The 12,741-nt window shown below is 41.7% G+C and carries 9 protein-coding genes; 3 read left to right on the top strand and 6 right to left on the bottom strand.

All coding sequences use genetic code 11. The annotated features are described in order from the left end of the window. Positions 1-254: 254 nt before the first annotated feature. The 3 genes from B1728_RS33950 to B1728_RS33935 form a co-directional block, all read right to left on the bottom strand. A complete protein-coding gene (locus tag B1728_RS33950; protein ID WP_079914851.1) occupies positions 255-611 on the bottom strand; it encodes a hypothetical protein in 357 nt (118 codons plus the stop codon). A 114-nt stretch (positions 612-725) separates the two neighbouring features. Continuing rightward, positions 726-923 (bottom strand): hypothetical protein, encoded by a 198-nt coding sequence (locus tag B1728_RS33945; RefSeq protein WP_079914850.1) that lies wholly within the window; start codon positions 921-923, stop codon positions 726-728. Positions 924-1,418: 495 nt separating this feature from the next. After that, entirely contained in the window at positions 1,419-1,868 is a 450-nt protein-coding gene (locus B1728_RS33935) for a MerR family transcriptional regulator (protein ID WP_079914848.1), read from the bottom strand. Positions 1,869-2,037: 169 nt separating this feature from the next. Between B1728_RS33935 and B1728_RS33930 the strand changes: the two genes are divergently transcribed. After that, on the top strand, positions 2,038-2,889 hold the full coding sequence (locus tag B1728_RS33930) for an aldo/keto reductase (protein WP_079914847.1): 852 nt from the start codon (positions 2,038-2,040) through the stop codon (positions 2,887-2,889). A 702-nt stretch (positions 2,890-3,591) separates the two neighbouring features. Here the strand turns inward: B1728_RS33930 and B1728_RS33925 are convergent. From B1728_RS33925 to B1728_RS33915, 3 genes are all read right to left on the bottom strand, one after another. Then, complete coding sequence (locus B1728_RS33925; RefSeq protein WP_079914846.1) at positions 3,592-3,828, bottom strand: hypothetical protein; 237 nt, start codon at positions 3,826-3,828, stop codon at positions 3,592-3,594. A gap of 189 nt (positions 3,829-4,017) precedes the next feature. Beyond that, a complete protein-coding gene (locus B1728_RS33920) occupies positions 4,018-6,168 on the bottom strand; it encodes an S-layer homology domain-containing protein (protein ID WP_179136315.1) in 2,151 nt (716 codons plus the stop codon). An 89-nt stretch (positions 6,169-6,257) separates the two neighbouring features. Beyond that, complete coding sequence (locus B1728_RS33915) at positions 6,258-9,356, bottom strand: S8 family serine peptidase (protein WP_179136314.1); 3,099 nt, start codon at positions 9,354-9,356, stop codon at positions 6,258-6,260. A 225-nt stretch (positions 9,357-9,581) separates the two neighbouring features. On the opposite strand from B1728_RS33915, the gene B1728_RS33910 reads away from it, so the two are divergent. Together B1728_RS33910 and B1728_RS33905 are read left to right on the top strand one after the other, a co-directional pair. Next, positions 9,582-10,310, top strand: a complete 729-nt coding sequence (locus B1728_RS33910) for a helix-turn-helix domain-containing protein (RefSeq protein WP_079914843.1) — start codon at positions 9,582-9,584, stop codon at positions 10,308-10,310. A gap of 8 nt (positions 10,311-10,318) precedes the next feature. After that, entirely contained in the window at positions 10,319-11,563 is a 1,245-nt protein-coding gene (locus B1728_RS33905; protein WP_144028101.1) for a hypothetical protein, read from the top strand. Positions 11,564-12,741 lie beyond the last annotated feature (1,178 nt).

Raw genomic sequence — 12,741 nt, 5'->3', positions numbered from 1 at the left:
TCGACACCGAGATCACTTGAATCCTCTGTATGGGATTGAAGTATCTGCTACTACGATAAACTTCCATGTAACGAACCAAAATTGTGTCACTCATTAAGAAATGGCAGACCCCCCCCCCCTGCAACACGTGCATGCCGTTGTCTTCCTTGGATGCCGCCACATATTATTGGAACTATTCTGCCCTCAACGGGGCTGCCGGGCATCCACTTACTAGTTGTTTTTAAGCCAGAGTACCCGTTGGCAACATCTTCCTTTCAATTATTTAGATCGTTCTTCGCTAAATCCAAAGCTACGGCTATTTTAATCTGATTCGTTTTACTACGTCCCTTAATCACGTTCTCTATTGGATACACATCTACTATCGGCGCTATTTTATCATCGTAACGATCCAATTCAATTTTAATAACTGAATGTGTATCCACAAGAAAGCTGATAATATCTTCCCCCTGTTCGGGTGTCCAATATAAAATGTATGCTGTCTTCATTACTGGAAAGGTATCTCTGATAATTTCTAAAAACCTTCGCATGGATACATCGCCGAACAGACGAATTCTTGAAGCTTGTAATTCTCTTCTGTACGCCTGTTCGGTAATAGTCCCTCTAAGCTTCACGGCTTACCCTCCTTTCAAAATCCGACGATTATTAATAACAATACTTATCATGATAATTCCGGGTTATCACCTTACCTCCACATAATCCTAGCAGTTATTAACGTAATCTGCTCTTTAGTTCAACAGACTGCCGATAATTCCGACAGCCTGACGTTGTTGTTGTTGTGCTCTCGTTATCCGTTTTTCTTTCAATAATTCAATAATTCTTTCGTTTTGGTCAATTTGAGTTATGATGTTTGAGTTAAGTTTTTGAATAGCAACAAATATTCCAAACAATGCGCCTAAAATTAAGTATCCTGCAAGACCATCCATAATTGACTCCTTTCACGAAAAAAACATGGTTTTGGAACACAAAATAACCTTATTTTTCATTCCATTGATATTCGTGATAATAAACTTAGTTTCCTTTTCCCTGCTTTGGATCGCCGCGGCTATGAAAAAAGACTGGAGACACGTTTGGGGAAAGCCCGTGTATTTTCCAGTCTTTAATCTTGTTGTCACCTTTTTTTTGCTAATAGTCCGCACATTCCCCCCAATATAAGCCTGCCTATTTATCTTCCCCCCTCTCAGGTACTACTCCAATTCGCTAAAGAAAGCGGCGCTAGGCCCATAAAGTAAAGGAGTTAAGCACATAAAAGATACTTAACTCCTTTGTAAGTTTAAAAAACATTTTTCTGTATATTAACCGTGTCCTAATTGGTCTTTAGAGTTGACTTTTGGGATGGCCTCCGATGTCTTATTAGAAATTACCGAAACGGCAGCCACTCCCTTAGGGGGTTGGATATGTGACCATCTCACTATTATCTCTCAAGCCCTACGAACAGAGGGCGAGTAAAATACGTCACCATGCATATGCAGAATTTTGTCCCAGTTGCCGGGATTGGTCGTGTCTGGCGCACGATGCTCCATAATGGCTTGATACAGGCTGGTTTTTTGTTCCAAATGGTCAATGTGCCGTTTGGCTTCTTCGAGTTTAGCGAGCGCCGCTTCTTTATGCTCCATAATGAGTCCACAGCGTTGCGGAACGGTTGAATCCCCTTCGAGACAGAGATCGACGTACCTTTTAATGACTTCAATCGGCATCCCGGATTGCTTGAGGCATTTGACGCCATGCAGCCAGTTGATCGATTCTTCGTCGAACATCCGGATATTATTCTCATTGCGCTGTACGCTTGGCACCAGGCCCTTATCCGTGTAAAAGCGCACGGCGTGCTCGGTGAGTCCTGTTATTAGGGCAGCTTCTTTGACCGTATGCATGTAAAATCCTCCTCGAAAAAAATTTTAAAGCAGCTTGACTTCGTGTAACACGAAGGTTCTAAGCTTAGTGTAACGCAAACGAGTCGTAAGTAGAATTCCCGCTGCTGTGCCCGATTCAGGGGATAAGCGCCGTTTGCTGTTATACATTTGAACACTGGGAGGAATTACAATGCAAACCGTAACATTAAACAATGGCGTGAAGATGCCGATCATCGGCTTCGGTGTTTACCAAGTTCCTGATGCTGAAGAATGCGAGAACGCCGTATATGAGGCTCTGATGGCTGGTTACCGCCTCATCGATACCGCCGCCGGTTATCTGAATGAGGAGGCGGTCGGTCGAGCGATCAAGCGCAGCGGTATACCACGTGGAGATCTGTTCATCACAACCAAGCTTTGGGTTCAGGATGCCAGCTACGAGAGTGCCAGGGTGGCGTTTGCCAAATCGCTGAAGAAACTCCAGCTCGATTATCTGGATCTATACCTTATTCACCAGCCGTTCGGCGATTATTACGGCGCTTGGCGTGCGATGGAGGAGCTGTACCGCGAAGGCAAGATCAAGGCGATCGGGGTCAGCAATTTCCTGCCTGACCGTTTAATGGACCTTATCGTGCATAACGAAATCGTGCCTGCCGTCAATCAGGTCGAAACGCATCCATTCTACCATCAGATAGAGAGCGCCGCTTTTATGAAAGAGCAGGGAGTGAAGCACCAGTCGTGGGCGCCCTTCGCTGAAGGACGTAACAATTTTTTCGGGAACGAAGTGCTATCCTCGATCGCAGAAAAACACAACAAGTCCGTCGCCCAAGTCGCGCTTCGCTGGCTTGTTCAAAGAGGAGTCGTTGTAATTCCGAAGTCAGTTAAAAAAGAACGGATCGTCGAAAACTTCAACATTTTCGATTTTGAGTTGAGTGCTGACGACATCGAACAGATTTCCACTCTCGATACGCGGCAAAGTCTTTTCTTATCGTACCACGATCCGGAAGTCGCCAAGATGATGGGCAACTGGAAAGTCGATCTGTAAACCTTAATTAAACCGTAAACGCATCATGCGTTTATCTTCATCTATTAAGAAAGGACAGGGCGATCCCCCTATCCTTTCTTTACTTGAATTGTAAATTGAAACCACCGAATCCTCAGATCCATCAAAACATCAAGCGTCTAATGGGGAATCGCTTACTCTTTTCAGTTTCACAAACCCTTGCCACTCCTGCATTTCCTCCGCTTTTCCCCTTCTTCCCTGATTCCCCCTGTGCAAATAAAGTCGTATGAAGGAATTGGGGAAATATTGACGGGTGGGGTTAGGGCTAAGTATTTCCCTAATCCCTCCCTCTTTATTCTTGTGAATCCTTGGTTTTCCTAGCTTTTCCCGCCCGCTCCTGCTTTGCCTCCGCTTCTTGCCTCTGCTCTCGCCTCCTGCTTTTCGTCGGGAAATAATGCTGAGGAATGAACTGAGTGATACGACTTTATTTTCAGCGGGACGAGTTTGTTTTCGGCTTTACGTGTTTATTTTCGGTGGATATAGTATGGTTAGTATCTAGGCCTAGAGAGGGAACACTTCAACAACGGAAATACAATTATGATTTTCTTGAGCACCTAGTTCAGCTTTAGAACAATAGCAGCCAATATCCTCCAACCCAATGAAGAAACGCAAACGTCGAACGTCACTTGCATCCAATTGTTTTCGTGTCTCTTTTTAACACTTCAACGATGTCGGATTCAAAGACTATTTCTTTTCGAACAATTGGAGGACCAGATACAACATAAATGGATCCTGAACCTTCAATGAATATGGAGGATCGTCAGCGCTTCTGTCGGCTAGATTTAGAACAACCTTTAGATTACCCAATACAGGATCTTCCGCCGCTTTACTTTTAAATACAACACCATTTGAACCATCGACAACTAACAATCCAAGAGTGACAATGGTTGCATTTACCAACCCAATGAATTTCTTTTTCATATTGCATTACCTCCTTTCTCTTTCTTATTGTAATTATTCTCTTATTTATCGATTTTGAAGTAGCATATATGTCTTATAGTGTCTGACAAAAAATCGACTTTTATATTTTAGATGGATCTCGTCAATTTATAATGATTGAAAACAAAAAATAGAGGCAGGAATAAATCCCACATCTCTATTTTTTATTACTCATTGCTTGTTCCAGTTGGAATCATATTTTGTGCCTGGTTTTCCCACGGTAATCACAAGTTGTTGATTAACTGCGATCATTTTAACTTGCCGATTGTCGTAAGTCATTACTTTGTCAAAATACTTCCCAACACCTTTTACACCGTTAAATGCATCATCGCAAATTTGCCATAACGTTTCATAACTTGTAGGGAAGTAAAACTTGAGCAATTCCCTTGTTACATATGGCACTTTGTTGCTTTCAGGGTTGGATTTTGTTCCTTTCCAGAATCCAATTGTAATGTCAGTTTCGAGATCTGATTTGTCTGCTGAAACTCCAATTGCAGATGTAGCTATCGTTCCCTTTGTCCGATAACTTGCTCCAGCTCCAAGATTTTTGAATCCAAGTTCATTCTCCAAAATCTCCATATTCTTCTGCTTATCAGAAGTCCATGTAGACGTGATTTGAGGCGGTGTCCATCCATCAGGGAATGGATAACGTGGATCCTCTTTAATCGCAGGTAGGACAGCGGAAGAATTTTTCCAGTTGTCATCGTACCTTATACCTGGTTTTCCCACGATGATCACAAGTTGATCATTAACATCCATGAATTTTACTTCTCGGTCTTCAATCACAACTTTTTTCCCTATATACTGGTCTAAAACCTTGTCATTAAATAGGTTATCAACGATTTCCCAGAATTCCCCACTCTTTTGTGGGAAATAAAACCCAAACAGTTCCTTCGCAATGTAAGGAATTTTATAATCAAGCGGAGTGTACTTAGAACCAGTCCATACACTAATGGTAATCATCGTGTCGTACTGTTCAGAATCATCCGCAGAAACCAGTATTGCTGTAGTTCCTGGTCCTTTTCCATATGGGCTGTATCTTGCACCAGCTCCAAGATTTTTGAATCCAAGCTCATTCTCCAGGATCTCCATATTCTTCTGCTTATCAGAAGTCCATGTAGATGTGATTTGAGGCGGTGTCCACCCATCAGGGAATGGGTAGCGTGGATCCTCTTTCACGGAACCAGATGGATTCGAAGGTGTTGGTGTAGGAATAGGCGTTGCAATTGTACCCTTTCCAACATAGACGACATCTTTAGAGCCATCTTTTTTAGCCTCTACTGGATAGCCCAATACATTTTCCAAGAAGTCGTATGGCACGAACATTTTGTTGTTCATGATAACTGGACTAGCTTGAAGTGAAACTTTTGTGTTTTCCAAATTAAGTGTAGATATAGGAACTTGTTTGCCATCAACAAAGGCGATGGAATTTGCAACTGTAATTGTAATGGTGTCGCCGCTATCGGTCTTTACATTCGCTGCATACGGCTTCTTTTCCCACGTAAACGAATCACCCATTCCAACAACTACTGGCTCAAGCGGAACATACAAAATGCCCCCTCGAATCATTGGCTCTCCTTGCTTTGCATCGATTGGATTACCATTTACGTATAGATCAGGGATAGAGGAAAGATTTGGACTAAGGGTTTGACCTTCAGTTGATTTATTTTCTCCGTAAGGAATACTTGCCAGCAAGGATGTATCTGATGGTTTTTCTGGCTTCGCAAGTAACTCCTTCTTACCTTTCTCTGATAGATTTCGGATGAGCTGAACTGATTCAGCACGAGTTAATGGTTCATCTGGCTTAAAGCTAACAATTGTCTTATTGTTCGGATCACTTCCACTTGCAATTCCAGTAGTCAATAAGTAACGAATGGCATTGTCGCTATCATAATTAACACCTTGAGATGCGGCAATGATTTCCGCTACTGCCCTTCGAGTTATTGCTGGATCCCCCATAAACTCAGAAGCTACATTGTTTGATACAGGGTAGTTCATTTTTTTGCTGAAATCATAATACGGGCCTGCCCAATTTCCCCCAGCACCGCTCTTTATATCAGGTTTATAAGCACGAATTAATAAGGTAATAAATTCTGCTTCTGAAACCAATTTGTTTGGTTTAAACGTACCGTCCTCATAACCTTTCGTAATTCCTTTATCTACTGCCCAGAGGATTGTCTCTCCTGCCCAATGTTGTCCGATGTCTGAAAACACTGTGCTTGATTCCCCATATACAACTCTAGGTTCAAGCAAAAATTCGGCTGATTGAGTTGAAATTATGATTGTTGAAAACAATGTAGCGACTGCAAGTTTTCTTTTCATGTAGTTTCTTCCCTCCATATGAAAAACAACCAAGCGAGAGTCACTTGCTTTGGTTGTTCCTTTTAATTATTCGACTGCACTCCTTTTTTTTATTGCATAGGAACTTCTGGTAATTGACTCACATCTGAAGGTCTGTCAGGACGTTTCAAGAGCTTACCATCGAACTTGTCAGCAAGGTTTTTGAGGAACTGAACTGCTTCTGCACGAGTGAGTTGATCGTTTGGACGAAAGCTCGCAAGAGTCTTTTTGTTCGGATCACTACCTTCTGCATATCCATTCGCATACATGAATTTTACTAAATCATCGCCCTTCAAGTTATAACCTCTTGTAGCGGCAACAATCTCAGCAACTTGCAAGCGAGTGATCTCCCCATTCGCATCTCCGAATGTTGGGATGTTCAATGTTTTCGCAACATCATAGTATTTCTTCACCCAATTTTCATTGGTTGCGACAGACGTTGCTTCGAACTCAGGATTGTAAAGACGAATGATCATCGCCAAGAACTGTGCCTCAGTGACTTTTGCATTCGGTTTGAACGTTCCATCTTCGAACCCTTTCACAAGCCCTTCTTTTGTCGCCCATTGAATCGATTCTTCTGCCCAATGGTTCTGAACATCTTTGAATACGATTTTTGGGGTCGGAGTTGGATCTGGAAGTTGTACTGGCTCAGTTGGTGTTGTTGGAGGAGCTACTGGTGTTTCGGTTGGGATTGTTACAATTCCACCGCCTGCACTGCTGCCACTGCCACTACCGCCACCTCTACCACCTGTTCTTGGAGGCGTTACAACTGCATCTGTGCGACCTGTTACAGTTACACCCGCAGATTCGTTACCCGTAGTGTCCACTGTTTTTACAACGATGGTGTATGCCGTGTCATCAGTCAAACCAACAACATCATAGCTTTCACCGGCTGTTGAACCGTTCAGAGAACCGTTCACATACACGTTGGACTTCGCATAGTCAGCATCATTTGGTTTCGTGAAACCAATCTTCAGAGACGATGTAGTTTTTGATGTAACCGCAAGACCTGTTACTTCTGCTGGAGCTGTCGTATCCACTACTGGAGGAACAACAACTGCATCCGTGCGACCTGTTACAGTTACACCCGCAGATTCGTTACCCGTAGTGTCCACTGTTTTTACAACAATCGTGTATGCCGTGTCATCTGTCAAACCAACAACATCATAGCTTTCACCCGCTGTAGAACCGTTCAACGTACCGTTTACATACACATTGGCTTTTGCATAGTCAGCATCACTTGGTTTCGTGAAACCAATCGTCAGGGACGATGTAGTTTTCGATGTAACCGCAAGACCTGTTACTTCCGCTGGAGTCGTTATATCAAATGGCGTTCCATTTGTGCGACCTGTTACGGTTACACCTACTGACTCGTTACTTGTAATATCTACAGTTTTAACAACAATCGTGTAACTCGTGTCTTCCTCCAAATCCGTTACTTCATAGTAATCATCTTTGGTAGAACCTTTTAAAGAACCATCGACATACACATTAGCTTTTTTGTAGTCAGGATCACTCGGCTTTGTGAATTCAATCCTCAAAGATGAGGATGTCTTCGCCGCAATCACAAGATCGGTTACTTCCGCTGGAGGTGTTATATCAACCACTGGCGAAGCATCGGTGCGACCTACGATAGAAGTACCAACAGATTCATTACCCGATGTATCAACGGTTTTCACAACGATCAAGTTATCTGTGTCAGGCAATAAGCCGACTACTTCAAACTGAGTTCCTTGCGTAGAACCTTGAAGAGCACCGTTCAGATAGATATTCGCTCTGTCGTAGTCAGCATCGCTTGGTTTCGTGAATTCTACCGTCAAAGAATTGGTAGTTTTCGCCGTAACCGCAAGACCTGTTACTTCCGCTGGAGGCGTAACATCTAGTTGCTTGTACGAAACAAGCCCAAAGCCATACCAAGCATCTCGACCTGGAGTACCCAAGTCCTCAGTATACTTTAACAGCTCATTACGGAGCTGAGCTGCCGTCATGCTAGGATCTTTTTGTTTCATAAGAGCCAAAAGACCAGAAACGTGCGGTGCGGCTTGAGATGTGCCACTTGCTCTAGCAAATGCATTGTTTAAGTACGTGCTAATAACGTCAACACCAGGAGCCGAAAATTCATTCTTCGGACCCGTTGCCGAGAAGTCTCCACGAATCTTGTTGTTATCCACTGCCGCTACAGCAATAACATTTGCATATCTTGCAGGATAAAGAATCGTATCGCCCGAACCATCTGCCGTCCCGTTGTTGCCACTAGAAGCGACAACAACAATGCCATGAGATACAGCATTATCTACCATGTCTTCGAGCAATTGAGAACCCGTTTCTGTGCCTAGACTCATATTAATGATGTCCATGCCATTTTGGATTGCCCAATCGAGTCCCTCAAGAATGTCTGCCAAGTTACCCTTACCGTCAGCACCCAATACTTTCACTCCGTAGAGGGAAGCATTTGGAGCTACACCAACGATACCTGTGTTATTGCGAAGTGCCGCAATAGAACCCGCAACGTGTGTTCCATGACCTTCGTCATCCGCATAAGAAGTCGTGTAATCTACGGCAGAATATCCTCCCGCAATGCTCAAGTCCGAATGCGCTGCAATGCCTGTATCCAGTACCGCAACTTTCACACCTGCTCCAGTATACCCATCAGACCAAGCGGTTGTTGCATTCATCTGTTGCAAATCCCACTGAGAAACCTCAGAAGCGGCAGATTGAACAGTAAAACTACTGTCCTCAACTGCGTGAAAAATGATGTTTTCCTCAATGTATGCCACGTTTGGATCTGCTTGAATCGCTTGGATTTCAGAAGCCGATGCTGTTACTGTGACCGCAGGAACGGATTTGAACTCGTGCGTGATATTCGGAGTTGCGCCGATACTCGCCGCCCGAAAGGTTCTTGGCTCCTTCTTGTAAACGACAAGATACTCCTTCTTCGCTCCCGACTGTGGCTGTACTACGGGCGCAACAACTGGATCTTCTCCATAAGCCGCTTTCGTTACAGATTGCACAGTTGGGTCAACTTGAGCAGATTGTTCGATTTGAACGGATCGCTCACTTGCCGCCGTAAACTCATTTTCTGCCGCAAGAGCTGTTCCTGCATTAACGATCATTGCAAGAGATGTAACACCGACAATTAGTTTTTTCTTCGTGTTGATTGCCTTTCTCATGTTGAAAATTCCCCCCAGAACAAAAAAACACATATCATAATTCCAAAGATGCCCATTCATTCCAAACACATTTTAATAGAGATATTCCGACAAGTATAGACACTTTCAACATTATGCATTTAGTCAAAATGCTGATGAATTTTGTTTATATTCAATAAAACTACCTGTTAAACATTCCCTATTTGTTATAAACTAAAATTACAGAGTTCAATAGGGTGGTATGATATGGGGAACGGCGGAAAAGTCAAAGACGGGTCAAGCTGGTACTATACCGATTTCTTAGTAAACATAGTAGAACAACAAGAGGATAAGCGAATCAAAGAAGAGGCCTTAACGATTGCCTCCCTTATTGAAAAAGCGAAAGGTAAGGAAACAGAGGATAACATTGCGGAAATTGAAAATGTCCTTGCATCCGCCGAACTACCAGAGGAGCCGTACAAAAAGAAGTTCAGACGTATGATCAAGTTATTGAAAAAACGTATTGAACGTGCTGTACCTGACAATTTTGGTTCTTTGATTAAACACCTACGAGAGATTAAAGGATATTCTCTCAAAGAATTAGAGCTGGTAACAGGTATCAGCTATTCTTATATAAACAGAATTGAAAAGGGCGAAAGCAGTGTTCCAAGTTACCGCATTATTGAGAAATTGGCGGAAGCATTGGGTCAAAACGTAGTGGATTTATTGTATATCGCAAACAATCAAAATAAAAAAAACCCTCAGCCTGTTGAAGAGCTTCTTCTTACTGAAGGATACCTGGTTGATGGGGTCCCTGCTAATAAAGAAATAAGAGAAAGTTTAGTCGAAATTATTCGCAAAATAATTTATAGCCATTGGAATGAACGCCAGTACAAAGATTCGATTGACATAATGGATTCCATTAATCAGTTCAAAAAAGTCTTCAAAAATACGATGGATTCTTTATCAACAGAAGGAAAAGGACCTACAGAATGAATTCTATCATGAATATTACAAATTTAACTCAACTTGCAACTCTTTGCATCAATCAAGGTTTTGAATTACCACGTGCAGGTTGTTTTACTGAATCCCAGCATGTATTCACACTAGTTGAGCGTAAAAAAAACGTCCAAGCTCTCTATAAGGAAATTTTCAGTTCTGAAGCATTTGAAGCCTTTATGAGTGAAATTGATGAAGGCGTAGAGGACTATATCAGTTATAAATTCCATGACGTTAACATTAGCCTCGAATCATATCAGAAAGGTTTCCGCTTTTCGAATCGAACGAAACTATTTTTGAACTTCATTATAGAAAACGAAACGGATATGTATAAACTGGTCATTCCATTACATCACGAGAATTCAGAGCTATATTTATTTGGTATCCTCCCCCTTGCTGAACCTAGTCGATTTCTCGATTGGTCCGAATATGGCTTTATTTCTAAGAGTAAAGTTTCAACAAAAGAAACTCGTGTTCATCTTAAATTTTCCTATACATATCGAAATCAACAAACAAAGGATATTTCACCTCAAGAATACTTTTTTCTCGTGCGTTTAGAAGATGTTGCTTTGCAAGTGTTTAGCACTATAAATCATCGCCGCCTCAAAATGGTTCGAGGGAGAAATTTGATTGAAATCGATTTGCTAAGAAATTGGTGCAAAATGAAAGTGGATCAACAATCTAAAAATGAAATTGATTATATGAAGCCTGCTCACAAGATAGAAATTGATGAATCATGGGATAGCTTTGAATCCTTTTCATCCTGGGCAATGCAAAATGGATATGAAGAAGAAGTTCTGATTTCTCGCATTAGTGAGAATGATTCATTCACACCAGAAAATTGTAATTGGACAGGTGAAATCAATAGTCTGGTCGAGCGTTATTACTGGCATTACTTCGATAATACTTATTATCCGAAAAGCCAGCTAATGAATATGGAGATTGTAATCAATGGCGAAAGTAAATCATTTAGATCTTGGGAGGCTATTACGGGTATTCCCTCCGCTATATTGACGGGAAGGTATTTTAGCGGATATAGAGATGATGATTTGCTCATCCCAGTTGAAAGAAAGGAGATCGCATTCTTATGTCAAGAGATCAAAATTAACGGCGTGACTCGAACGACAAAAGAATGGGCTGAACTCGCAGGCATCACGTCAGCCACTATTATTTCTCGGCTTCAGTATGGATGGCGTGGTGAGGATCTCATTGCCCCTACAAAGAAAAAGAAAGGCCTCCTTTCGGATTGAATTATTAACTCCCTTTCAAGGGGAGCGGTTCGTTTCATGAGGATTCCCTACAACGTGATTCGAAAATATAGTCGTTTGTTATCCACCACCCCCACCAGTTCGCCACGAACCCTTGCCATTTTTGCATTATTTCCACTTTTCCTCTGCTGATTTCAAAAAATGCCTGAGCAAATAAAGTCTTGTAAAAGATCAGGGGAAAGGACAAGTGAAAAAATGGGGATTGGATACTAACGGCGGATAAAAAAAGAGGACATTGGGGAGTTTGAAATCCCTCATGCCCTCCATCTTTTTATTATGACACCAGCTTTAATCCCGCTTCAAACCAGCAAAATCTCCCGCTATTACTGGCTTTCTCTGGTTTATCCTCTGTAATAAATCCTTGCTTTTATTCAGCTATATCCGCCGCTCATTCCAATCGCAACTCTGCTTTTCCATCCGGCTTTGACTCTACTAATTGCCTCTGCTTGGCTCCTGTAATGAGTCGGGAAATAATGCTTGAAAATGAAGTAGCGGTACAACTTTATTTGCGGAAAGATGAGTTTATTGGCGGCTTTACGTGTTTATTTTTGGTGGACACTTATTTATGGTTGTGGATGTGAGTTGTAATTCACTTTGTCACTAATAACCACCCCTTTTGGGGTGTTTTGTAATGTTTATTTGGCATATGCTGTAATGACAATTGTCATAAATTTTATGTAATGAGATTTGTCGTACTCTCTCTTGCTGTATTAAGCCGAAGAACAGTATTTTATGACCGTCAATATTAAAATTATCCAACATAATGCTCCTCAATAATCTAAAATAAAACCATTATCAATATTATAACATTAGTGCACCTGGAATTTCTCGGCAAATGGAAATATACTCCGAACTAGTTGCCTATCTCTCATTAGTGTATGAAGATTAAGATTTAAAGTATTAATATGGGTTTCTGCAAATTTCATTGGTGCACGGATTTTCTCAAAGGTTATATCAGTATCTTTAAGAATAAGCTCTTTAGCTACTTTATTTATTTTTTTGTCCAACAATTAAAAGCAGTATCATTGCCCCGTTTAAACCAAGAACACCGCCAACTATTAATTCAATAATTTCACGGTCGTACGAATGTATCTTTGTCTTTAACCAACCGTGCGATGACTTTTGCATCCTTGATGTCATTCTTCTACAATACCTTAAAT

Source organism: Paenibacillus sp. 32352, from assembly GCF_002042965.1.
Classification (GTDB): domain Bacteria; phylum Bacillota; class Bacilli; order Paenibacillales; family NBRC-103111; genus Paenibacillus_S; species Paenibacillus_S vulneris.
This window is presented reverse-complemented; position numbering and strand designations above follow the sequence as displayed.

What these genes read in the sequence shown, in the direction of transcription:
- B1728_RS33905 (WP_144028101.1), top strand. Translation starts at nt 10,319, where the DNA reads ATGAATATTACAAATTTAACTCAACTTGCAACTCTTTGCATCAATCAA.
- B1728_RS33925 (WP_079914846.1), bottom strand. Translation starts at nt 3,828, where the DNA reads ATGAAAAAGAAATTCATTGGGTTGGTAAATGCAACCATTGTCACTCTT.
- B1728_RS33910 (WP_079914843.1), top strand. Translation starts at nt 9,582, where the DNA reads ATGGGGAACGGCGGAAAAGTCAAAGACGGGTCAAGCTGGTACTATACC.
- B1728_RS33945 (WP_079914850.1), bottom strand. Translation starts at nt 923, where the DNA reads ATGGATGGTCTTGCAGGATACTTAATTTTAGGCGCATTGTTTGGAATA.
- B1728_RS33930 (WP_079914847.1), top strand. Translation starts at nt 2,038, where the DNA reads ATGCAAACCGTAACATTAAACAATGGCGTGAAGATGCCGATCATCGGC.
- B1728_RS33920 (WP_179136315.1), bottom strand. Translation starts at nt 6,168, where the DNA reads ATGAAAAGAAAACTTGCAGTCGCTACATTGTTTTCAACAATCATAATT.
- B1728_RS33935 (WP_079914848.1), bottom strand. Translation starts at nt 1,868, where the DNA reads ATGCATACGGTCAAAGAAGCTGCCCTAATAACAGGACTCACCGAGCAC.
- B1728_RS33915 (WP_179136314.1), bottom strand. Translation starts at nt 9,356, where the DNA reads ATGAGAAAGGCAATCAACACGAAGAAAAAACTAATTGTCGGTGTTACA.